This is a genomic window from Streptomyces sp. YKOK-I1, assembly GCF_054660435.1.
This window is the reverse complement of record NZ_BAAGDR010000001.1, coordinates 6,567,379-6,588,487: the sequence shown is the minus strand read 5'-3', so window position 1 is coordinate 6,588,487 and position 21,109 is coordinate 6,567,379. Positions and strand designations below refer to the sequence as shown.

The following is a 21,109-nucleotide window of genomic DNA, read 5'->3' as shown; positions in this document are numbered from 1 at the left end:
TATGTCCGCAGGTGAGGGACCCGACTCCCGCTCGGGTCGTATTCCCGCCTCTTACCTGGGTTGCAGATCGCTGTCGTCTAGCCCATCGGCCGGTAGTGGCCGAGCACCCACGCCAGTTGCGCGAACCAGGTGGGGAGCAGCTCGCGCGGCCTGGCGTTCACGACGCACTCGTACACCCGGCCGTCCAGGTGGACCACGGCGACCATCAGCGCCTTGCCGTTGGGGCTCGCCTTGTAGTGGACGCTCCGGATCTCCGGCCAGGGGAAGTCGACCGTGATGTCGTACATCTCGAAGGCCACGCCGGAGACGTCGACGACGATCGAGTTGTGCTTGTCGACGGCGAGGAACTCCGGCCCCGGCGCGTAGGAGGGCGGAGGCGGTCCGAAGCCCGGCGGGACGGCCGGGGGTGGCGGCGGCTGGTCTGTCACCCCGGCAACCTACCCGGAGCCCCCTGTGAACCCACTTTCGGTCCCCCCTGAAACATTTCCCCCGTCCCACCGCATCAATGAGGTGAGGACGGCAGGACAGCACAGCGACCTACACAGGGGGACTCGTATGAGGAAGGTCCGTGCGGACGAGTACGCCGAGTTCGCGGCGGCGCGCACCGGGCATCTGTACCGGTCCGCGTGTCTGCTCACCGCCGGGGACACCCATCTCGCCGAGGATCTGGTGCAGGAGACCCTCGGCAGGCTGTACGTCCGCTGGGGCCGGGTGTCCCGGGCGGACAACCCGGCGGCGTACGCGCAGACCGTCCTGACCCGCACCTTCCTCGCCCATCAGCGCAGACGCAGCAGCCGGGAGCGGGCCGTGGAGGCGTTCCCCGACCTGCCGGACGGCGGCGGCACCGACACCCCGCTGCGGCTCACCCTGCTCCAGGCCCTCGGCCGGCTGCCCGCGAAGGACCGGGCCGTGGTGGTCCTGCGGTACTGGGAGGACCGGTCGGTCGAGGAGACCGCCGGTGCCCTCAACGCCAGCTCGGCGGCCGTGCGGACCCGGTGCTCGCGGGCGCTGGGACGGCTGCGGGAGCTGCTGGGCGAGGACATCGGCGAGTACGCACGCCCCTGACCCGCCCGCCCTCTCCCCTCGACTTCATCCAGCGCCCGTGGAAACGGTGGTTCACCATGCCCGCAGACCAGCACACCGACCCCTTCGAGGACCGTCTCACCGCCGCCCTGCACGAGGTCGGCGGCACCTTCGACGCCCCGCGCACCGAGCTCGCCGCCGCGGGCGCCCGGCGCGGCCGGCGGCTCCAGCTGCAGCGCCGGGCCGCGGTCGCGGGGAGCGCCGCGAGCCTCGCGCTCGTCGGGGTGGGCGGCGCGCTGCTCGTGCCCTGGCACGGCACGCCCGCCCCGCGGCCCTCGTCGGTCGCCGGGAGCGGCACCCCCGAACCCGCGCGCGCCTATTCCGCCGACGACGTCGTCCGCACCCTGCAAAAGCTGCTCCCCCAGGGCAGGTTCACCAGCACGGTGGCGCGCGGCACCGACGAGGAGCTGCCGCCGCTGGCGGTGGGGGTCTTCGACGACGGGCAGGGCGAGGGGTCCCTCTCCGTGGGACTGGAGCGGATCACGCCGGGCGGGCGGAGCCTCGATCCCTCCGCCGAGGTGATGCCCTGCCCCGAGGGCACGCAGTCGGACTTCGACAGCTGCACGACCGAGGGCCTGCCCGACGGCTCCGCGATCACGGTCTACCAGGGCTACGAGTATCCGGACCGCCGGGTCGACACCAAGGCGTGGGGCGCCGATCTCGTCACTCCGGACGGCCATCGCGTCAGCGTCATCGAGTGGAACTCCCCGGCGGAGAAGGGCAAGCCGGTCACCCGGACGGATCCGCCGCTCGGTCCGAAGCAGCTGAAGGCGCTGGCCTCGGCCGCCGAGTGGCGGGAGATCATCGACGCCCTGCCGGAGGAGAAGGCGCCGGGCGCCGCTACCGGCGCCCCCACCCGTCCCGGGGAACTGACCGGGCTGACGATCCTGCGCAAGCTCAAGCTGCTGCTGCCCAGGAAGGCCGACATCGTCTCCAGCGGCAGCGAGGAGACCGGGTACGGCTTCTTCGTCGTCGACGACGGCAAGGGCCGCAGTCTCGTCCAGGTCAATGTGCAGCCCGGTATGTCCGACGTCGCCGGCCAGCTCTTCGGCTCCGACGCCGAGACCCTCGCCGACGGCACCCTGGTCGCGGTCCGTGAGGCGCCCGGCGAGAAGGGCGGGGCGGGGGTCGTGATGTGGACGGCGGACACCCTGCGCAAGGACGGGCTGCGGGTCGTGATCAGCGCCTTCAACACGGGCGACCAGAACAAGGCCGCGACCCGCAAGGCGCCCGCCCTCACCCTGGGCGATCTGCGGAGGATCGCGCTCAGCCCGCAGTGGCTGACCGACACGGTCACGCCCTGAGCCGGCTACCGCTTGAGCAGCGCCAGGATCTCCTCGGTGGTCCCCGGCTCGCCGATCAGCGGGAAGAGGCGGCGTGGGCGGTCGACTCGACGCCGAGGCTGGTGGCGATGCCGCCGAGGACGATCTGGGTGACGCCCCGGCGGCGCGGCTGGAGGTCCAGGTCGGTGCCGGGGAAGGCGCCCCGGTTCCGCTTGGTGACGAGGATGTCCCCGTCGTGGCCGGTGAGCGGTTCGGCGATCGGGCCGAGGTCGTAGGGGCGGGAGCGGCCGCCGGCCAGCCGGGCCGCCTCGCTGCGGCCGGGCACGGCGTCGGCGCCGTCGGGCGAGGTGGCCATGCGGACCAGGATCACGGGGGCGCCGACGGCCGGGTACGGCTTGCCAGGAAAGGTACTTGCCACACTCAAGCTTGAGTTACTCAAGCTTGCCCCGCGCACCCCATCAGTGCCCGAACGCGCATGTCTCCAGCTCGAACCACGAGGTCCTCCCCGCGCCCTCCGGCCGGCATCCCCACCGCCGGGCCATCGCGTCCACCAGGAAGAGCCCCCGCCCGCTGTCCGCCCCGCAGCACTCCCCCTCCTCGGGCCCGCACCACCCCCGGTCCGTCACCTCGCACCGCAACACCCCGTGCGCGGCCGTCAGTGTGAGGCGGAAACGGCTCCCCGACCGGAGCAGCGCATGGGTGGCCAGCTCGCTGACGAGCAGCTCGGCCGTGTCGGCCAGCTCGCCGCGCTCCGCGAGCCCCCACTTCTCCAGCTGTCCGCGCACCTGCGCGCGTGCCTCCCGCACGACGGCGGGCCGGGGTTCGTACTCGGCGCTCCAGTGGCCGGCGCCCATCGGCGGCTGGGGATGGGCGCCGTAGCGAGGAGCGGGTTCCGGGCGGGGTCCTCCGCCGGAGAGTCGCAGCATGGCCATGGCCCCAGGATGTCCTCCCCGGGCCTTTCGCGTACGGGGAGGACTACCCGATTCCGTACCCGCACCGCTCACACGGGTGGGCTCACGCGTACTGCAACCGTACGGCCGTACCCCCGTCGCCGGCCTCGCGGACGTCGACGTACGCGCAGACCTGACGGGCGTACCAGAGCCCCTGCCCGGGTGCCGGTCCGGCGGCCGGGGGCGGGACGAAGCCGACGAGCGGGTCGTCGATCCGTTCGGCCAGCAGGAGTTCGCAGACACAGCCGGGCGCCTCGCCCCACAGCGCCGCGCCGGTGACCCGGCCGAGGGTGGCGGCCTCGGTGACGGCCGTGGTGAACGTCTCCGCGTCGGCGCCGCCCAGCCCGCGCCCGGCGGCCCAGGCGTGCACGGCCTCCGGCGCCGGTTCGGAGAGCCGCCGCGCGTCGGACGGGGTGGGCGGCAGGGGTACGGCGTCCAGCTCGGCGGCGATACGGACCGGGTCCTCGTACACGCCCGTACCGGGGTGGGCGCGGCGGGCCGCCTCGATGAGGACCGCGCCGGCGGTACGGGTGTCGTAGACGCACATCGCGGTGGTCGCGGTCGAGGCGAAGAGGAGGTTGGCGAGGGCCTCGTAGCGGATCCACTCGGCGCTCTCGCGCGGGGAGCGGCCGGCGCGCCCGTTCCACACCGGTTCCATGAGCAGATGCATCCGGCCGCCGGGACCGCCGTGTCCGGCGAGGTGGGCGGCGGCCCGGGCGACGGCGTTGGCGGCGGAGCCGGTGTACCAGTCGGTGTGCGGAAGGAAGCCGATGCGGCGGGCGTCGGCGCCGAGGGCGTCGCGCAGCAGGTCCAGCCGGTCGGGGGCGAGGATCGCCATCGGCGGTGGCTCGTCGGGGGCGGCGAGCCCCTCGGCCAGGAAGGGCAGGGCATCGCCGAGGAAGCCCTCGTCGGTACCGAAGACGGTCATGCGGTGGTCGAACGAGCCGCACGGGGACGGAGAAGAAGAGGGGGAAGGGGAAGCGGTCATGGGTCCCTCGTGGATCGATGGGGTGGGTCGGGTGGGTGCGGTGGTGGCGCGGTGGGCCGGTCAGCGCTGGGCGGACACCCAGGCGGCGATCTGGCTGCGGTTGCTGAACCCGAGCTTGCTGAGGATGCGTTCGACATGTCCTTCGGCGGTGCGGCGGGCGATCACCAGTCGGTCGGCGATCTGCTGGTTGGCGAGTCCCTCGGCGACGAGTTCGGCGACCTGGGCCTCGCGTCGGGTCAGGCGGACGGTGGCGGCGGGCGGCTCCTCGGCGTGTCCGTCGGCGTGCCCGTCGGGGCGGGCGAGCCCGCAGTCGTCCCCCGTGTCGTCCAGGACGCGGGCGGCGAGTTCGGGCAGGGCGAGGGCGGCGCCCCGGTCGTAGGCGCGGCGGTAGGCGGCCGCCCCGATCGCCTCGCGGACCCGGTCCTCGGCGGCGCGGCGGGTGGCGTTGAGGCAGGCCGCGCCCCAGCGGTCGCGGTCCACGTCGGTCCAGGCCCGGTCGGCGCCGCCGAGCACGACGGCCGCACGGCGGTGGGCGCCCCGGTCGGCGGCGATCCGGGCCAGCAGATCGAGGGTGAGACCGATGCCCACGACATCGTGGACCGCGAGCTTGAGCCGCAGCGCCTCACGGGCGTGCGCCTCCGCCCGCCCGCCGTCCCCCTTCACGGCGTGGGCGAGGGCGAGGATGCGTTCCCCGTACGACAGCACCCACTGCTCGCCGTGTTCCGCGCACAGCCGGCGGATCTCCTCGCACACCTCGATGGCCTCGTCGGCCCGGCCCAGGAAGGCGAGGGCACAGGCGAGTTCGACGTGGTCCAGGCCGAGGAGGCTGAGGTGCTGGCCGGGGGCGCGGCCGCGGGCCACGGCGGCGCGGAAGTGGGCGAGGGCGCCGGGGATGTCGTCGCTGAACAACCGGATGACACCGATGACGTAGTCGGCGTGGGCGGCCTCGGCCGGGTCGCCGAGGCGCTGGGCGAGGGCACGGGCCTCCTCGGCGCGCCTGCGGCCCCGGGTGAGGTCCTCGGGGCAGCCGGCGAGCAGGCCCGCCGTCCACAGGGCACGGGCCCGTTCGGGGCTGGGGTCGGGGTTGGCGTCGAGGGCGCGGTCGAGCCAGTACCGGCCTTCGCGCGGGGCCCCGCAGGCATGCCAGTGGAACCACAGGGTGCCGGCCAGCCGCAGTCCGGCATGGGCCTCGCCGGGGGTGGTGAGGCTGAAGTCCAGGGCGGAGCGGATGTTGTCCCGGTCGGCGCGCAGCCGGGCGACGATCCCGGGCTGCCCGGACCCGAACCACTCCCGCTCGCAGGCGGTGGCCAGCTCCTGCGCCCAGTCCCGGTGCCGGACCCGGGCGGCCCGCTCCTCCCCCGGCACCTCGCGCAGCCGCTCCAGCCCGTAGTGCCGAAGGGTGTCGAGCAGCCGATACCGAAGCCCTCCGTCGGGAGCGACCTCGCGGCTCAGGACGGACTTGTCGACGAGCCCGGCGACGGCTTCGAGAACGTCGGTGAATTCAGCCCGTCTGGGGGTCCCCCCTCTGGGGGTCCCCCCTCTGGGGGAGCTTGAGGACAAGGCCCGTTCAGGGCCGGAAAGGGGGGCCCGGGGGGCGGAGCCCCCCGCACCAGCCCCACCGCACACCGCTTCGGCGGCCACGAGGTCAAAGCTTCCCGCCAGCACCGACAACCGCGCCCACACCGCCTGCTCCCGCGCGTCGCACAGCTCATGGCTCCAGTCGACGGCCGCCCGCAGGGTCTGGTGGCGGGGCAGTACGGCGGGGCTGCCGCCGGTGAGGAGGCGGTAGCGGTCGTCGAGGCGGGCGAGGAGCTGGTGGACGTCGAGGACGCGCATCCGGACGGCGGCGAGTTCGATGGCGAGCGGCAGTCCGTCGAGGCGGCGGCAGAGGCGGGCGACGGCGGAGCGGTTGGCGGCGGTGAGGCGGAAGCCGGGCACCACCGCGGCGGCGCGGTCGGCGAACAGCGCGAGGGCGGGGTAGCCGTCGGCGGCGGTGAGGTCGCCGTCGGGGTCGGGTACGGGCAGCGGCCGTACCTCCATGAGGTGTTCCTCGGTGAGTCCGAGGCGGTGGCGGCTGGTGGCGAGGACGCGGATGCCGGTGGTGCCGCGCAGCAGGGCGCCGGCGAGGGCGGCGCAGGCGGTCGGCAGATGCTCGCAGTTGTCGACGACGAGGAGCAGTCTGCGGTCCCGGACGCGCTCGACGAGGGAGTCCAGCGCGGGGCGTTCGGAGTGGTCGTGCAGGCCGAGCGCGTCGGCCACGGCCAGCGGGACCAGGGCCGGGTCGTGCAGGCCGGAGAGGTGGACGAAGCGGACGCCGTCGGGGAAGGCGCGGGCGACACGGGCCGCGATCCGGCCGGCGAGGCGGGTCTTGCCCACACCGCCCGGGCCCGTCAGGGTGACCAGCCTCGCCCTGGCCAAGAGTTCGCGCCCTTCGGCCAGTTCGCTCCGCCGGTCGACGAAGCTGGTCGTCTCCACCGGCAGGTGGCAGTCCCGGCGCGGCGCTGATCCGCCCATGATCAGCCAGTCCTCTGGGGGGTGCGTTCGTGCGGACCCTCAGGCTTCCCCGGGCGGTACATATATGCACCTCACCCTCACCCCCACGGGTGTACTTCCGCGAGGTCCGTTCGCCGCGACACGCCCACGCGTACACTGCGCCGCCGATCGGCTCGCCCCTTTCCGCATGATTCAGGCCAGCGGCGGTTTGCGCTGTCTTGACCTGACCATGCCAACGCCGGACCATGTGCGACACCGCACCGCCGCACACAGCAAGCGCACAGCACGCCCCCCACGACCACTCCCCACAAGGAGAGTTCATGCGACTTCGCATCCGCGGCTCAGGCGCCGGCGCCACCCGCGCCCGCAGCGGCAGGCGCACCGCCGCCCTCGCCACCCTGCTCGCCCTCGCCCTCGCGGCCCCGCTCTCGGCGACGGCCGGCCACGCCTCCGCCGACAGCGCCCCGAAGGCCACCTCCTCCGCCGACGACATCCGCCAGTACGAGATCCACGTCGACCACAACACCCCCGTCACCCGCACCGCGATCGCCCGCGCCGGGGTGAGCGTCGACGAGGCCGACGAGGAGACCGTGGTCGTCTCCGGCCGCGCCGACCAGATCGCCAAGCTGCGCTCCCAGGGGTACGAGGTCACCCCGGTGGGCTCCGCACCCGACCGCCTCGCCGCGGACGAGGTGCGTCTGTTCGACTTCCCGACGGCGGACGCCAAGTACCACAACTACGCCGAGATGACCGCGGAGATCGACCAGCGCGTCGCGGCCTACCCGAGCATCATGAGCAAGCAGGTCATCGGCAAGTCGTACGGCGGCCGGGACATCGTCGCCATCAAGATCAGCGACAACGTCGGCACCGACGAGGCCGAGCCGGAGGTGCTGTTCACCCACCACCAGCACGCCCGTGAGCACCTCACCGTCGAGATGGCCCTGTATCTGCTCCGCGAACTGGGCGCCGGCTACGGCAGCGACTCCCGGGTGACGAACATGGTCAACGGGCGCGAGATCTGGATCATCCCCGACCTCAACCCGGACGGCGGCGAGTACGACATCGCCACCGGCTCCTACCGCTCCTGGCGCAAGAACCGGCAGCCCAACTCCGGTTCCTCGTACGTCGGTACGGACCTCAACCGGAACTGGAACTACAACTTCGGCTGCTGCGGCGGCTCCTCCGGCTCCACGTCCTCCGAGACCTACCGGGGCACCTCGGCCGAGTCCGCGCCCGAGGTGAAGGTCGTCTCCGACTTCGTCCGCAGCCGGGTCGTGGGCGGCAAGCAGCAGATCACCGCCGGGATCGACTTCCACACCTACAGCGAGCTGGTGCTGTGGCCGTTCGGGTACACGTACTCGGACACGGCGACCGGGATGACGGCCGACGACAACGCCGCGTTCAAGGCGGTGGGGCAGAAGATGGCGGCCAGCAACGGGTACACCGCGGAGCAGTCGAGCGACCTGTACATCACCGACGGGACGATCGACGACTACCTCTGGGGCGTGCACAAGATCTTCTCGTACACGTTCGAGATGTATCCGACGTCCAGCTCCGGGGGTGGGTTCTACCCGCCCGACGAGGTGATCGAGCGGGAGACCTCCCGGAACCGGGACGCGGTGTTGCAGCTTCTTGAGAACGCCGACTGTATGTACCGGTCCATCGGCAAGGCCGCCCAGTACTGCAGTTAGGGGCGGGACTAGTCGTCGTCCTCTTCGAAGTACGCGTCGAGGACCTCGTCCAATGACGTCTCCCACTCCTTGAAGCGGGACCTGGCCGTCGCCTCGATCTCGATCGGGTACCAGCGGCGGTCAGGGGTGTGGACCGTGATGGTGAACCGCTTGCCGAAGCGCGGGGCCTCGGTCTCGATGGCGCCGATCTCGTCCCAGCGGAACTCGCACGCCTCCTCGTCGAGGCGGAGCCGGACGCCCTTGGCGTCGGCGGTGATCCGCGCCCGGCGGTCGGCGGCCTCGAAGACGGGGCCGTCGGAGGCCTCCTCCTCGGCGGGGGCCTCCTCCTCGGCGGCCGGGGTCTCGGTGGCCTCGGCCGTCTCCGCGGCCTCCGGCGTCTCCTCGGACGCCTCGGACGCCTCGGACGCCTCGACCTCCTCGGCCGGCTTCGCGTCCTCCGGCTCCGCCTTGAGGGGCGACGAGATTCCGGGGATGAACGCCGGGTCGAACCCGGCGCCCTCCAGGGGCTTGCTGCTCGAACCTATCCGCTGCTGCTCCACAGCGCGAAGTATGGTCGAAGATCCTGTGCCGGACACAGCCAGCCCCTACTTCGTTACCGGAGACCTACAAGGGAGAGGCGCACCCGAACACGCTCAACCCGGCCGCGTCAGCCGAGTACGGCGAGCGCGTCGATCTCGACGAGGAGCCCGGCGGGGAGACCGACGTAGACGGTGGTGCGGGCGGCGGGGGCCTCGGTGAGGTCCGCGAAGTAGGCGTTGTAGATCTCGTTCATCTCCGCGAAGTGGTCGACGTCGGTCAGATAGACGCGGATCATCATCACGTCCTCCCAGCGGGCCCCGCCCTCCTGGAGGATCGCCTCGACGTTGGCGAGGGTCTGGAGGGTCTGCTCGCGCAGGGTGGGGCCGGCGGGCGTCGGGGGCCTGCCCTCCTCGGCGGGCAGGAAGCCGACCTGGCCGGCGACCTGGAGGATGTTGCCCTTGCGCACGCCGTGGGAGAACTTCGCGGGCGGGGTGGTGTGGGTCTTCGGGGTGAGCGCGGTCTTCTCGGTCATCAGGTGGCTTCCTTGATCGGTGTCCGGCCGGAGTACTCCCCGCTGATCGCGTCCGCCGTACGGCGCACCAGCGGGCGGAGGGTGAGGAGTTCGTCGGCGGTGACGACGACGTTCGGCGCGGAGACCGACATCGCGGCGACCACCCGGCCGTCCGCGCCGCGGATCGGGGCGGCGACGCAGTTGATGGACTCCTCGTGGCCGCCGAGGTCGGTGGCCCAGCCCTGTTCCCGCACCTTCTCCAGCTCCCGCAGGAAGGCGGGGGCGCTGGGGGTGGAACGGGCCGTGTACATCGGGTAGTCGAGCTTCTCGGCGACCGCGCGCCGCTCGGCCTCGGGGAGGTCGGCGAGCAGCAGCTTGGCGACGGCTGCGACCGTGATGGCCACGGGTTTGCCGATCCGCGAGTACATCCGCACCGGGTAGCGGCTGTCGACCTTGTCGATGTAGAGGACCTCGCCCTCCTCGTACACGGCGAGATGCACGGTGTGTCCGCACTGTTCGTTGAGGCGGACGAGGTGGGGGTGGGCGATCTCGCGGATGTCGAGGTTCTCCATCGCCTCCTGGGCGAGGGCGAAGAGACGGGCGCCGAGGCGGTAGCGCTGGTCGGACTGGCGGTAGACGAGGCCGTGTTCATGGAGGGTGCGCAGCAGCCGCAGCGCCGTCGACTTGTGCACGCCGAGGCGGTCGGCGACCTGTCCGAGATCGGCGGGGCCCTCGGCGAGCAGCGGCAGGATGCTGAGCGCTCGGTCGACGGTCTGGCTCATGGGGTGCGTACCTGCTTCCTAATCCTTGAGCATTGCTGCTCGGATCGGATGATTCGCTCTCCGCCCTGTGGGGCTGGAGTCCTGGACCGGCAGTCTGGTCCGGCGGCGATCGGCCCGTTCCTGAATGAGCTGCTTGACCCGCGTGTGCGGGGTGTACAGGGAGATGTCGGGGTCTCCGTCTCGTTCCAGAATGTTGATCGCTCCCGCGTGGTCTGCTTGCCACACGTCCCCGCACCGGGTGCAGTGAAGCCGGTCCCCGGAGCGCTTGCCGAGGATCCGGCAGCAGGGGACGACTTGTGACGTGTAGGCCGCGTTGACCAGCGTCAGCGCAGAACCTCTGCGCTCCGACACGCTTGCCAGTGCCTCAGCCGTGACGCCCTTGGTCCAGGCGGCGAGGCGGCGGTTGGTGTTCTTTCCCAGTTTGCGCGGGGAGGAGAAGGGCCGGGTGAGGTCTTCGGCGACGACGTGGTTCGCCTTGTCGATGACGGCGTGGACGGCGGTGAAGGTGACGGTGCGCACGCGAGTCTCGAACCTGGAGCGGCGCCTGCTGCGCTTGACCGTGCCGAGATTGTTCCGTTCGATCCGGTCGGCTTTTGCCTGGTCGCCTTGCTCGCGGGATTTCTCCGCAATGGACCGGATCTTGGCCCGGCGGGCGTTCTTGGTCTTGAGGCAGTCGATGGCGTAGTGGACCTCGACGCGCCCGCTGCGGAGAATCAGCCGCAGCGTCCCGGTGGGGGCCACCTTGGTGTTCAGCGGGATCGCGATCTTCTGCCTGCGTTTGAGTCCGGGGATGTCGATCCATACATTGCCGTCGGCCATGGTCCAGGTGTTGTACTGGTCGGAGCGGACCACGATCTGGTTCGGGGTCCGGCTCACGCCGTGCTGGACGTACTGGCGCATCTTCCGTGCCAGGAACACCGTGTCCTGCCAGCGCCCGTACTTGAGGTCGGTGTACGCCTTCTTGCGCTGCGTCTCGTCCTTGTAGCGGCGGTGGACGGTCTTGCGTACCTTGACCTTTCCCGCCTCGCGGTGCGCGGTGATGTCGGCGACCGCGTCGCGGACGGTCTCCTTCCAGGCGTTGGCGAGTACGCCGAAGGTGTCGGCGGTGCCGTCGGCCATCCACTGATCGCGGATCGTGCGGTCCTTGATGCCGTCCCGGACGGGTGAGCCGTACCGGGCCCACACCATGGCGCGGACACGGCCGAGGCGGCGGGCCTGCTCGGCGAGCTGGGCGTACTTCCCGGTGTTGAGGCGGTGGCTGTAGGCGATGCGGGTGACCTTCACCGGCTGCCGCCGGTGAGCTCGTCCTTGAGGGTCTTCTCGTAGCGGCGCAGGCCGTACAGACGGCATGAGAAGGCGTGCACGATCGCGAGGAGGTCCTGAACCATCTCTTCCTGCGGGGACAGGGATTCCTGGTTCGCGACGATGATCTGGCAGCCGTTCTTCCCCGCGACGTGCTCCAGGTACTCGAAGCCGAACCGTGCCAGCCGGTCCTTGTGCGCGACGACCAGCGTGGCGACTTCCCCCCGCTCGATGGCATCCATCAGCGCGAGCAGCTTCTCCCGCCCGAGGTTCATGCCGCCGCCGACCTCGCGGACCCACTCGTCCACGGCCAGGCCACGGCCCCGGCAGAACTCCTCCATCGCGTCCACCTGCAAGGCGAGATCGTCCTTCTGCCCCGGTGACGACACCCGGCAATACACAACCGTCCTGCGGGCCGACTCGTCGAACCCTGGCTGGAGCACCCGCCGCACATCGGCGTCGGTGAAGTACCGCTGCCCGGACGTGGTCCGACGCGCCACGATACGGCCCTCTCGCTCCCACCGGCGCACGGTGGAAGGAGACCGCCCGACACGCTGCGCGAACTCGCCAATCCGGTACATGATGACCATCATGCACAACTCTGAGCAAGAGTGGGCAAGAATCAGCCACTAGGCACCGCCTCCTCCGGGGCCGCCGCGGCTCGTGTCCAGCCGGGGCCGAGTCGAAGTGTCCCCCACGCCCGGTCGTCGAGGGCGACGAGGCGGTCGGCGTGGTCACGGGTCGGGGGGACGGCCAGGTCGCCCGGGACGGTCAGGGTGGCGGCGGCCATGAGGTGGCCGTGCCGCAGCCGGTCCCGGACGGGCAGTCCGCGCAGGGTCGCGGAGAGGAATCCGGCGGCGAAGGCGTCCCCGGCTCCGACGGCGGCGACGACGTCGACGTGCGGGGCGGGGACGTGCAGGACGGTGCCCCGGTCGAAGACGGTCGCCCCGTGCTCCCCCTGTTTGACGACGAGCACCTCGGGGTCGGGGAACGCGGTGCGCACGGCGTCGACGCCGCTCAGTCCCCACACCTCCTCCGCCTCGTCCTCGCCGACGAACACGAGGTCGGCGCCGCGCGCGAGCTCCAGCAGCACCTGGGGGCTGTTGCCGTCCAGCCACAGCCGGGGCCGGTGGTTGACGTCGAAGGAGACGAGCGGCCGGCCGGGCCGGGGGGCGGTGAGCTCACGCAGCAGTCCCAGGCAGTCCGCGGACAGCGCGGCCGTGATGCCGGACAGGTGCAGGATCCGGCCGGCCCGTACGGCATCGAGGTCGACGGAGTCGACGGACATCGCGGAGGCCGCGGACCCGGCGCGGTAGTACGCCACCTCGTGGGCGTCGGTGGCCCGGTCCCCGGCGGTGCGGAAGTAGACGCCGGTCGGGCGGTCGGGGTCGCGCCGCACGGACGTCACGTCCACCCCGTACGAACCGATGGTCTCGACGAGGTGATCGCCGAACCCGTCCACCCCGACCCGGCTGACCCACCTCACCGCATGGCCGGCGGCAGCCAGCCCGCACGCCACGTTGGACTCCGCGCCGCCGATCGCCCGCTCGAAGGAGGGCACGTCGGCGAGTCGGCCGGGGCGGCTGGGCAGGAACGTGACCATGGATTCGCCGAGCGCGACGACGTCCACGACGTCGGGGGCAGTCACGATGGTCGTAGCTCCTCGTCGAGGGCGGAGGGTCACGGCGCCGCCATTGACCCGGCATTGGCGTGGATGTTAGACAGCGGTAAGCGGCATACGCAACGCTTGTTGCAGAGAATGCAACACACTCGATCTGGGAGGCCTCGTGTCCGGTACGGAAGCGCTCGCCCGCCTCGCGGAGGAAGCAGTCGACCACCGCTTCAAGGGCCTCCCGCCGGACGCCGACGGCCTCACCGTCGCCGAGCTGACCGCCCAGCGGCGCAATCTCTTCACCGACGGCTTCACGACCCCGGTGCTCGCCCTCTCCGCCGAGCGCCTGGAACACAATCTGCGCCTGATGGAGACGTACGCGACCCGGCACGGTCTCGCCTTCGCCCCGCACGGCAAGACGACCATGGCGCCCCAGCTCTTCTGGCGGCAGCTCGACTACGGCGCCTGGGGCATCACGCTCGCCGTCCCGCACCAGGTCCGGGTGGCGCGGGCGTACGGCGTCGGGCGGGTGTTCCTCGCGAACGAGCTGGTGGACCCGGCGGCCCTGCGCTGGATCTCCGGACAGCTGGACGCCGACCCGGACTTCCGTCTCGTCTGTTATGTCGACTCCGTGCGCGGGGTCGAGCTGATGGACGCGGCGCTCGCCGGGGCCGCCCGCCCGCTGGACGTCGTCGTCGAGCTCGCCGCCGGGGAGGGCGCCCGCACCGGGGTCCGTACGGATGAGGAGTGCGCGGCCGTCGCGGACGCGGTGGCCGCCACGGGGACCCTCAGGCTGGTGGGGGTCGCGGGGTACGAGGGCGAGGTGCCGCGGGCCGACGGGGAGCGGGTGCGGGCCTGGCTGCGCCGACTGGTGGCGCTCGCCGCCGACTTCGACAAGGCGGGCCGGTTCGCGGGGGTGGCGGAGATCGTCGTCAGCGCGGGCGGGAGCGCCTGGTTCGACGCGGTCGCCGAGGTGTTCGCGGAGATCCCCGAGCTGTCCTCCCCCGTGCTGAGGCTGCTGCGCTCCGGCGCGTACGTCTCGCACGACGACGGTCACTACCGCCGGCTCACCCCGTTCAACCGGGTGCCGGAGGAAGGCGCCCTGGAGCCCGCGTTCCGGCTGTGGACACAGGTCGTCTCCCGGCCCTGCCCCGACCAGGCGTTCGTCAACGCGGGCAAGCGCGACGCCGCCCACGACCTGGACCTGCCGTTCGCCCAGGTGGTCCGGCGCGACGGTGCGGAACGCCCGGCCACCGGGGTGTCGGTCACCGCCCTGTCCGACCAGCACGCCTGGCTGCGCACCACCGGGGAGGCGGACGTCGAGGTCGGCGACTGGGTCGGGCTCGGGCTCTCCCATCCGTGCACCTCGTTCGACAAGTGGCCGCTGATCCCGGTCGCGCGGGCGGACGGCACGGTCGTCGAGTACATCCGCACCTTCTTCTGAGCGGAGGGCCGGGCATGGAAGACCTCGTCATCCGGGACGCGGAGGTCGTCGACGGCAGCGGCGCGGACTCCTACCGCGCGGACGTGGTGGTCGACGGCGGCAGGATCGTCGCGATCGTCCAGGAGGCCGCGGCGGCGGGCTGTCAACGGCCCAAGGCGGTACGGGAGCTGGACGCGGAGGGGCTGGTCCTCTCCCCCGGCTTCATCGACATGCACGCGCACAGCGACCTGGCCCTGCTGCGCGACCCCGACCACAGCGCCAAGGCCGCACAGGGGGTGACGCTCGAGGTCCTGGGCCAGGACGGGCTGTCGTACGCCCCGGTCGACGACCGCACCCTGGGCGAGGTCCGCCGGGCCATCGCCGGCTGGAACGGCACCGGCGACGACATCGACTTCGACTGGCGCTCGGTGGGCGAGTACCTGGACCGGCTCGACCGGGGCGTCGCGGTGAACGCGGCCTACCTGGTCCCGCAGGGCACGGTCCGCGCCCTCGTCGTCGGCTGGGAGGACCGCCCGGCCACGCCCCGTGAGCTGGACCGGATGCGGCAGCTGGTGGCGGAGGGTCTGGAGCAGGGCGCGGTCGGTCTGTCGTCGGGGCTGACCTACACCCCCGGGATGTACGCCGAGAACGCCGAACTGACCGAGCTGTGCCGGGTGGTGGCCCGCTACGGCGGCTACTACTGTCCCCACCACCGCAGTTACGGGGCGGGCGCGCTGGAGGCGTACGCGGAGATGGTGAAGCTGGCCGGGGAGGCGGGCTGCGCCCTGCACCTCGCCCACGCCACCCTGAACTTCGGGGTGAACCAGGGGCGGGCGCCGGACCTGCTGGCCCTCCTCGACGAGGCGCTCGACGCCGGCGCGGACCTCACGCTCGACACCTATCCCTACACGCCCGGCTGCACCACGCTCGTGGCCCTGCTGCCGAGCTGGGCGAGCGAGGGCGGCCCCGGTGAGATCCTGCGCCGCCTCGCCGACGACGGGACCGCCGAGCGGATCCGCCACGACCTGGAGGTGACCGGCGCGGACGGCTGCCACGGGGTGCCGGTGGACTGGGACACCGTCGAGATCTCCGGGGTGACCGACCCGGCGCTGGGCGGCTTCGTCGGCCGTACGGTCCTTCAGTCGTCGTCCCTGCGCGGCGAGGCCCCCTGGGAGACGGCCCGCCGGCTGCTGCTCGACGACGGCCTCGGCCCGACGATCCTCCAGCACGTGGGCCATGAGGAGAACGTCCGCGCCATCATGCGCCACCGCGTCCACACGGGCGGCTCGGACGGTGTGCTGCACGGCGCCAAACCGCACCCGCGCGCCTACGGCACCTTCCCGCACTACCTCGGCCACTACGTAAGGGAGTTGGGCCTCCTCTCCCTGGAGGAGTGCGTGGCCCACCTGACCGGCCGCCCGGCGGCCCGCCTCCGCCTGCCCGACCGGGGCCTGGTCCGCGAGGGGTACCGCGCCGACCTGGTCCTGTTCGACCCGGCGACGGTGGCGGCGGGCGCGACCTACGCCACCCCGCGCACCCTCCCCACGGGCATCCCGCACCTCCTGGTCGACGGCCGCTTCGTGATCGAGGACGGCCGCCGAACGGACGCGATGGCGGGCCGAGCCGTTCGACGCACGCCTCTGTAGCGCCCCGGGGCGCCGGAGGCGCCTTGGGGGCGCGGGGAACTGCGCGACCAGCCCCCACGCACCCGCAGCCGAAACCGTCCGACCCGGCGGAGCGCTACGGCTTAGGAAGCACGCACGCGCTGGCACTCAGGTTGAGCTGGTTGCCCGTCGTGAAGCAGGCGGGGATCTGGTAGATCTCCTGGGCGTAATTGATGCCCTCGCGCACGGTGACGGTGCCGCTCTCACTGACCTCGCAGGGGTTGTTCACCGTGCAGCTCTCGCCGTCCTCGTTGCCGGTGTTGTTGACCGCGACAACCTTGCCGGTGGACTGGTCGATCACCGGCGAGCCGGAGGTGCCGCCGATGGTCTGGCAGGCCGAGGTGTAGCGGACGGAGTCCTTCCAGGTCCAGTCGCCCTCCTTGAGGCGGTAGGCGAACCCGTCGATGTTGCAGTTGTAGAGCGTCTTCCAGTAGCCGGAGGCCACGGTGATGGCGGTGCCCGCGGTCGGGTGGGTGTCCTGCACGGTCAGCGCGGAGATCCCGTACGAGCTCTGGATCGTCGCGTAGGTGCTGGTCAGCTGGTAGATCGACACGTCCGTGTCCGTCATCGTCGCGTAGGCGAGCTTGCTGGCGCGCAGGGTCGCGACACGGGTGCCGGAGGAGTTGAGCAGCCCGAAGGTGCGGGTGGAGGTCTGGTTGGTGAGGACCTCGCCCGGGTCCAGGAAGCCGGACGTCAGGCAGTGGCCGTTGCTGAGCACCAGCGCCGGGTCGGTGTCCAGGGAGTTCGGGAAGCGGATGACCGAACCGGAACAGTTGCTGAGCGCGACGGTCCCGGCGAGGGTGACGGCCTGCAACGTGGGTGCGGCCGCCCGGGTGTCCGCCTTGCTGTCCGCCTTGGCCGCGGGTGCCGCGACGGCCGGTGCCGCTCCGATCCCGGCGATGGCCAGGGCGGTGAGCGCGGCGACGAGAGGCTTTCTCATGTGGGGGTCCCCTCTTACGACGAGGCGACCGGAGATCTTCCGGCCGCCCGCTGTTTTGTCATGTGCATTCTTAGTACGGATGCACGGAGGGGCAAGCGGTTGTTTCCGGACGGGAGTTGGCGCGAACCCGCGCTTTGCAAAAACGGGACACGGTTCCGTATATTAAACGGGACAGCGTTCCGCTTTTGGAGGCCCCCACCATGCGCACATCGACCCACCCCTCACCCGCCCCCGTCGTCTCGGTCGGCCCCGTGACCCTGTCCACCCCGGACCGGCCCGTGGATCTCCAGGTGCGCGTCACGGCACCGCTGACCGGGGACGATCTGCCGGTCGTCCTCCTGTCGCACGGCCAGGGCCACTCGAACCACCTCTCCTCGCTGAACGGCTACGCGCCGCTCGCCCACCACTGGGCGGCGCACGGCTTCGCGGTCGTCCAGCCCACGCACCTCAGCTCCCGGAGCCTGACCCTGGACCCCGACACCCCCGGGGCACCCCTGTTCTGGCGTTCCCGCGCCGAGGACATGACCCTGATCCTCGACCGGCTCGACGAGATCGAGGCCGCCGCTCCGCAGTTCGCGGGGCGCCTGGACCGGGAGAGGGTCGCCGTGGCCGGGCACTCGATGGGCGGGCACACGGCGAGCCTGCTGCTGGGCGCCCGGCTCACCGACCCCGACGACGGGACGGAGGTGGACCTGACCGAGCCCCGGATCAAGGCGGGCGTCCTGCTGGCCTCGGTCGGCCGGGGCGGCGACGCCCTCACCCCGTTCGTGACCGAGAACTGGCCCTTCTTCTCCACCACGGACTTCTCGAAGATGGCCACGCCGGCACTGGTGGTCGTCGGCGACCGGGACGACTCCGCGCATCTGACGGTCACGGGCCCGGACTGGCACGCCGACCCCTACGTCCTCTCCCCCGGCCGCAAGTCCCTGCTCACCCTGTTCGGCGGGGAGCACGGCCTCGGCGGCGTCTCCGGCTACGACGTCGCCGAGACCACGGACGAGAGCCCCGAGCGGGTGTCGGCGGTCCAGCACCTCACCTGGGCCTACCTGCGCAGCGAGCTGTACCGGGGGGACCCGGCCTGGCGGTCGGCGTGTGAGTCGCTCGCGGCCACCCCGGAACCGCTCGGCCGCGTGGAATCGAAGTAGGCCCCGGGAAGGGCGCGGAGCGCCCTGAAGGGGCGCGGGGCCGTATCGACATGCGGCTCCGCCGCGGGGCGCGACCAGCCACGACGCGAGCGCAGACGACCGGCGGCGCACCCCGCGCTCAGCGGGACTTGCCCCCGCCCTTCCCGTGACCTCGCCCCTGGTTGCCCGTGGTGCCCGGGACGCTCCAGGACCGGGTGGCGGTCACGGAGGGGGTACCCGTCGCCGCCGCTCCACCGGAAGCCGGGGCCGAGGAGGTGACGGAGGGCGCGCTGGACGTCGTGGAACCGGCGGACGGGGACACGCCCGCACCGGGGGACACCGACTCGCCCGCCGACGTGGACGTGACACTCGGGGCGCCCGAGGGGCTCACCGTGTCGTCGGGTGCCGAACGCGTGTCGCCACGCTTGTCCTGCCCCCCGCTCGGTGTGGAGCCCGAGGTGAACGACATCCCCGCCACCAGCGCCGCCAGTGACACCGCGCCCACGGCCCCCGCCGCGAACACCACCCGGCGCGAGCGCCCGCCGCCCGTGCGGCGCGCGGCGCGGCGGCGGTCCGCCCGGCCGCCCGCCACCGGCTCCCCCGTGAAGACGGCCGGCCCGTCGGCGGGCGGCATCGGGACGCGGGGCAGTTGCTGGGTCTCGTCGTACGCGTTCTGCCACCCGTGCGCGGTCGCCGGGTCGGCGTACTGCTCGTACGACGCCGGGTCGGCCCCGGCGTCCGGGTGGAACACGATCGGCCGCACCTGGGGTGCGCCGCTCTCGCCTGGCCTGGACATGGCCGCGCATTGTAGGGAGAAGTACGGCCCGTCGGACAGTGACCGGCGATAACAGACCAAATCACCCGTCTCGCGTGGTGGAAAACACGCCCCACGGGGCGTTACCGGGCCGTAAGCTCCCTGACATGCAGGTGATCCAGTCGACGAAGCTCGCCAACGTCTGTTACGAGATCCGGGGCCCGGTTCTCGAGGAGGCGATGCGCCTGGAGGCGGCGGGGCACCGCATCCTCAAGCTCAACACCGGCAACCCGGCCGCCTTCGGCTTCGAGGCCCCGCCGGAGATCCTGGAGGACGTCCTCCGCAACGTCTCGACGGCGCACGGCTACGGCGACGCCAAGGGCCTGCTCGCCGCGCGCCGCGCGGTCGTCATGCACAACCAGACCCTCGGCATCGAGACGGACGTCGAGCACGTCTTCATCGGCAACGGCGTCTCCGAGCTGATCGTGATGGCGATGCAGGGCCTGCTGGACGACGGCGACGAGGTGCTCGTGCCGTCGCCCGACTATCCGCTGTGGACCGCCGCCGTGTCCCTGTCCGGCGGTACGGCCGTGCACTACCGCTGCGACGAGCAGTCGGACTGGATGCCCGACCTCGCGGATGTCGAGCGCAAGGTCACCGACCGCACCAAGGCGATCGTCATCATCAACCCCAACAACCCGACGGGCGCGGTGTACGACGAGGCGATGGTCCGGGGGCTGACCGACATCGCCCGGCGCCACAATCTGCTCGTCTGCTCCGACGAGATCTACGACAAGATCCTGTACGACGGCGCCACGCACACGCCGACCGCGTCGGTGGCCCCGGATCTGCTGACGCTCACCTTCAACGGGATGTCGAAGGCCTACCGGGTGGCCGGCTACCGGGTCGGCTGGATGTCGATCTCGGGTCCGCGCGCCCACGCCGACTCCTACATCGAGGGCCTGACGATCCTGGCGAACATGCGGCTGTGCGCCAACATGCCGGGCCAGCACGGCGTGGTGGCCGCGCTCAGCGGACGGCAGTCCATCAACGACCTGGTGCTGCCGGGCGGGCGGCTCAAGGAGCAGATGGACACGGCGTACGAGCTGCTGACGCAGATCCCGGGCGTGACCTGTGTACGGCCGAGGGGCGCGCTGTATCTCTTCCCGCGTCTGGACCCGACCGTCTTCAAGATCAAGGACGACCGGCAGATGGTCCTGGACCTGCTGCGCCAGGAGAAGATCATGGTCGTCCAGGGCACCGGCTTCAACTGGCCGGAGCCGGACCACTTCCGGGTGGTGACCCTGCCGACGGCGACGGATCTGCGGGACGCGATGGGCCGGATCTCGCGCTTCCTGGACGGCTACGGCCAGCCCTGAACTTTAGACGAAATCTAAGCTAGGATGGCTTCCTGTCAGAGCACAGGAGGCCATCCTCATGTACGAGCCGAACCGCACCCCTCCCTCCCACAAGGGGTCCGTCCACAGCACGATGGCCGGCACCACGTCCGACTTCCCCCACCGTTCCCGCGAGGAGGAGCTGGACATCCAGCTCGCCGGACACCTCTCGGCCCTGCTCGCCGTCACCGACGAGCTGCGTGGGCCGGCGCCGTCCGCGGACCTCGACAGCGCGGCCACGCGGCTCGCGCAGCAGGTGACCCGGCTGCGGGGCGGACGGACGCCGGCCCGCGCGGCGACCTCGGCCGCCCGCGAGTCCCGGCTCGCGGCACTGCACCAGCGGGCGCACTCCCTGGCGGGCCGCGCCCTGGTCGTCGCCGCGTCCCGCGCGGACACCAAGGCGGCGATCCTCGCGGCGGAGCGCATGGACGCCCATGCCGCCGCGCTGGCGGAGGAGCAGGAGCTGAGCACCGCCGGCTGACCCTGCGGGGTCCCCCCTACGGCCCCGGTCCGCGTGCACCCGCAGCGACGCGCGGACCGGGCGCCATATTTTTTGCCCGCCTGCATTCGGGTGGACTGCGCGCCCCGAGTGC

Annotated in this window: 21 protein-coding genes; 8 read left to right on the top strand and 13 right to left on the bottom strand. The window is 72.1% G+C overall.

The features are described from left to right. Window positions 1-77: 77 nt before the first annotated feature. Window positions 78-428, bottom strand: coding sequence for a hypothetical protein (locus ACYQ8Q_RS29470; protein ID WP_460068957.1), 351 nt, complete (start codon window positions 426-428; stop codon window positions 78-80). Window positions 429-555: 127 nt separating this feature from the next. Here ACYQ8Q_RS29470 and ACYQ8Q_RS29465 point away from each other — a divergent pair, with 127 nt between their 5' ends. Together ACYQ8Q_RS29465 and ACYQ8Q_RS29460 are read left to right on the top strand one after the other, a co-directional pair. Next, window positions 556-1,065, top strand: coding sequence for a SigE family RNA polymerase sigma factor (locus ACYQ8Q_RS29465; RefSeq protein WP_460068953.1), 510 nt, complete (start codon window positions 556-558; stop codon window positions 1,063-1,065). A 56-nt stretch (window positions 1,066-1,121) separates the two neighbouring features. Beyond that, window positions 1,122-2,387 carry a hypothetical protein gene (locus ACYQ8Q_RS29460; RefSeq protein WP_460068951.1) on the top strand — a complete coding sequence of 422 codons (1,266 nt, stop codon included), beginning with the start codon at window positions 1,122-1,124 and terminating at the stop codon, window positions 2,385-2,387. Between the two features lie 55 nt (window positions 2,388-2,442). Here the strand turns inward: ACYQ8Q_RS29460 and ACYQ8Q_RS29455 are convergent, their stop codons facing one another. The 4 genes from ACYQ8Q_RS29455 to ACYQ8Q_RS29440 all read right to left on the bottom strand — a co-directional run bounded on the left by ACYQ8Q_RS29455 (window position 2,443) and on the right by ACYQ8Q_RS29440 (window position 6,818). Continuing rightward, the gene (locus tag ACYQ8Q_RS29455; RefSeq protein ID WP_460068949.1) at window positions 2,443-2,721 is read right to left on the bottom strand and encodes an isochorismatase family protein; all 279 of its coding nucleotides are present in this window, start codon (window positions 2,719-2,721) and stop codon (window positions 2,443-2,445) included. Between the two features lie 103 nt (window positions 2,722-2,824). Further along, window positions 2,825-3,298: an ATP-binding protein gene (locus ACYQ8Q_RS29450; RefSeq protein WP_460068946.1), complete on the bottom strand. Its 474-nt coding sequence runs from the start codon at window positions 3,296-3,298 to the stop codon at window positions 2,825-2,827. Between the two features lie 82 nt (window positions 3,299-3,380). Then, entirely contained in the window at window positions 3,381-4,244 is an 864-nt protein-coding gene (locus ACYQ8Q_RS29445) for an anti-sigma factor RsbA family regulatory protein (protein WP_460068943.1), read from the bottom strand. A gap of 120 nt (window positions 4,245-4,364) precedes the next feature. After that, the gene (locus ACYQ8Q_RS29440) at window positions 4,365-6,818 is read right to left on the bottom strand and encodes an ATP-binding protein (protein WP_460068941.1); all 2,454 of its coding nucleotides are present in this window, start codon (window positions 6,816-6,818) and stop codon (window positions 4,365-4,367) included. Window positions 6,819-7,117: 299 nt separating this feature from the next. On the opposite strand from ACYQ8Q_RS29440, the gene ACYQ8Q_RS29435 reads away from it, so the two are divergent. Further along, a complete protein-coding gene (locus ACYQ8Q_RS29435) occupies window positions 7,118-8,488 on the top strand; it encodes a M14 family metallopeptidase (protein WP_460068938.1) in 1,371 nt (456 codons plus the stop codon). An 8-nt stretch (window positions 8,489-8,496) separates the two neighbouring features. Here the strand turns inward: ACYQ8Q_RS29435 and ACYQ8Q_RS29430 are convergent, their stop codons facing one another. From ACYQ8Q_RS29430 to ACYQ8Q_RS29405, 6 genes are all read right to left on the bottom strand, one after another. Next, a complete protein-coding gene (locus ACYQ8Q_RS29430; RefSeq protein ID WP_460068937.1) occupies window positions 8,497-9,027 on the bottom strand; it encodes a hypothetical protein in 531 nt (176 codons plus the stop codon). 107 nt (window positions 9,028-9,134) lie between these two features. After that, a complete protein-coding gene (locus ACYQ8Q_RS29425) occupies window positions 9,135-9,539 on the bottom strand; it encodes a RidA family protein (RefSeq protein WP_460068935.1) in 405 nt (134 codons plus the stop codon). After that, window positions 9,539-10,300 carry an IclR family transcriptional regulator gene (locus ACYQ8Q_RS29420; RefSeq protein ID WP_460068933.1) on the bottom strand — a complete coding sequence of 254 codons (762 nt, stop codon included), beginning with the start codon at window positions 10,298-10,300 and terminating at the stop codon, window positions 9,539-9,541. Before ACYQ8Q_RS29420 ends, ACYQ8Q_RS29425 begins: the two co-directional genes overlap by 1 nt. Before the next feature lie 18 nt (window positions 10,301-10,318). Continuing rightward, entirely contained in the window at window positions 10,319-11,584 is a 1,266-nt protein-coding gene (locus ACYQ8Q_RS29415) for a zinc ribbon domain-containing protein (protein WP_460068932.1), read from the bottom strand. After that, the gene (locus ACYQ8Q_RS29410; RefSeq protein WP_460073538.1) at window positions 11,581-12,192 is read right to left on the bottom strand and encodes an IS607 family transposase; all 612 of its coding nucleotides are present in this window, start codon (window positions 12,190-12,192) and stop codon (window positions 11,581-11,583) included. Before ACYQ8Q_RS29410 ends, ACYQ8Q_RS29415 begins: the two co-directional genes overlap by 4 nt. 32 nt (window positions 12,193-12,224) lie before the next feature. Continuing rightward, a complete protein-coding gene (locus ACYQ8Q_RS29405; protein WP_460068929.1) occupies window positions 12,225-13,250 on the bottom strand; it encodes a sugar kinase in 1,026 nt (341 codons plus the stop codon). A gap of 139 nt (window positions 13,251-13,389) precedes the next feature. Between ACYQ8Q_RS29405 and ACYQ8Q_RS29400 the strand changes: the two genes are divergently transcribed. Further along, window positions 13,390-14,658 (top strand): amino acid deaminase, encoded by a 1,269-nt coding sequence (locus tag ACYQ8Q_RS29400; RefSeq protein ID WP_460068927.1) that lies wholly within the window; start codon window positions 13,390-13,392, stop codon window positions 14,656-14,658. 14 nt (window positions 14,659-14,672) lie between these two features. After that, window positions 14,673-16,283 (top strand): N-acyl-D-amino-acid deacylase family protein, encoded by a 1,611-nt coding sequence (locus ACYQ8Q_RS29395; protein ID WP_460068925.1) that lies wholly within the window; start codon window positions 14,673-14,675, stop codon window positions 16,281-16,283. Between the two features lie 94 nt (window positions 16,284-16,377). Here the strand turns inward: ACYQ8Q_RS29395 and ACYQ8Q_RS29390 are convergent, their stop codons facing one another. After that, window positions 16,378-17,241, bottom strand: coding sequence for a S1 family peptidase (locus ACYQ8Q_RS29390; protein WP_460068923.1), 864 nt, complete (start codon window positions 17,239-17,241; stop codon window positions 16,378-16,380). A gap of 200 nt (window positions 17,242-17,441) precedes the next feature. Here ACYQ8Q_RS29390 and ACYQ8Q_RS29385 point away from each other — a divergent pair, with 200 nt between their 5' ends. Beyond that, window positions 17,442-18,386 (top strand): alpha/beta hydrolase family protein, encoded by a 945-nt coding sequence (locus tag ACYQ8Q_RS29385; protein WP_460068920.1) that lies wholly within the window; start codon window positions 17,442-17,444, stop codon window positions 18,384-18,386. Window positions 18,387-18,504: 118 nt separating this feature from the next. On the opposite strand, the gene ACYQ8Q_RS29380 is transcribed toward ACYQ8Q_RS29385, so the two are convergent. After that, window positions 18,505-19,161, bottom strand: a complete 657-nt coding sequence (locus ACYQ8Q_RS29380; protein WP_460068917.1) for a hypothetical protein — start codon at window positions 19,159-19,161, stop codon at window positions 18,505-18,507. A gap of 125 nt (window positions 19,162-19,286) precedes the next feature. Between ACYQ8Q_RS29380 and ACYQ8Q_RS29375 the strand changes: the two genes are divergently transcribed. Together ACYQ8Q_RS29375 and ACYQ8Q_RS29370 are read left to right on the top strand one after the other, a co-directional pair. Further along, on the top strand, window positions 19,287-20,498 hold the full coding sequence (locus tag ACYQ8Q_RS29375; RefSeq protein WP_460068914.1) for a pyridoxal phosphate-dependent aminotransferase: 1,212 nt from the start codon (window positions 19,287-19,289) through the stop codon (window positions 20,496-20,498). Between the two features lie 58 nt (window positions 20,499-20,556). Beyond that, complete coding sequence (locus ACYQ8Q_RS29370) at window positions 20,557-20,997, top strand: SCO4983 family protein (RefSeq protein WP_460068913.1); 441 nt, start codon at window positions 20,557-20,559, stop codon at window positions 20,995-20,997. The last annotated feature ends 112 nt before the right edge of the window (window positions 20,998-21,109 follow it).

Coding starts and splice junctions, on each gene's coding strand:
- ACYQ8Q_RS29465 (WP_460068953.1), top strand. CDS start 556: ATGAGGAAGGTCCGTGCGGACGAGTACGCCGAGTTCGCGGCGGCGCGC.
- ACYQ8Q_RS29460 (WP_460068951.1), top strand. CDS start 1,122: ATGCCCGCAGACCAGCACACCGACCCCTTCGAGGACCGTCTCACCGCC.
- ACYQ8Q_RS29455 (WP_460068949.1), bottom strand. CDS start 2,721: ATGGCCACCTCGCCCGACGGCGCCGACGCCGTGCCCGGCCGCAGCGAG.
- ACYQ8Q_RS29450 (WP_460068946.1), bottom strand. CDS start 3,298: ATGGCCATGCTGCGACTCTCCGGCGGAGGACCCCGCCCGGAACCCGCT.
- ACYQ8Q_RS29445 (WP_460068943.1), bottom strand. CDS start 4,244: ATGACCGTCTTCGGTACCGACGAGGGCTTCCTCGGCGATGCCCTGCCC.
- ACYQ8Q_RS29440 (WP_460068941.1), bottom strand. CDS start 6,818: ATGGGCGGATCAGCGCCGCGCCGGGACTGCCACCTGCCGGTGGAGACG.
- ACYQ8Q_RS29435 (WP_460068938.1), top strand. CDS start 7,118: ATGCGACTTCGCATCCGCGGCTCAGGCGCCGGCGCCACCCGCGCCCGC.
- ACYQ8Q_RS29425 (WP_460068935.1), bottom strand. CDS start 9,539: ATGACCGAGAAGACCGCGCTCACCCCGAAGACCCACACCACCCCGCCC.
- ACYQ8Q_RS29420 (WP_460068933.1), bottom strand. CDS start 10,300: ATGAGCCAGACCGTCGACCGAGCGCTCAGCATCCTGCCGCTGCTCGCC.
- ACYQ8Q_RS29410 (WP_460073538.1), bottom strand. CDS start 12,192: ATGGTCATCATGTACCGGATTGGCGAGTTCGCGCAGCGTGTCGGGCGG.
- ACYQ8Q_RS29395 (WP_460068925.1), top strand. CDS start 14,673: ATGGAAGACCTCGTCATCCGGGACGCGGAGGTCGTCGACGGCAGCGGC.
- ACYQ8Q_RS29390 (WP_460068923.1), bottom strand. CDS start 17,241: ATGAGAAAGCCTCTCGTCGCCGCGCTCACCGCCCTGGCCATCGCCGGG.
- ACYQ8Q_RS29385 (WP_460068920.1), top strand. CDS start 17,442: ATGCGCACATCGACCCACCCCTCACCCGCCCCCGTCGTCTCGGTCGGC.
- ACYQ8Q_RS29380 (WP_460068917.1), bottom strand. CDS start 19,161: ATGTCCAGGCCAGGCGAGAGCGGCGCACCCCAGGTGCGGCCGATCGTG.
- ACYQ8Q_RS29375 (WP_460068914.1), top strand. CDS start 19,287: ATGCAGGTGATCCAGTCGACGAAGCTCGCCAACGTCTGTTACGAGATC.
- ACYQ8Q_RS29370 (WP_460068913.1), top strand. CDS start 20,557: ATGTACGAGCCGAACCGCACCCCTCCCTCCCACAAGGGGTCCGTCCAC.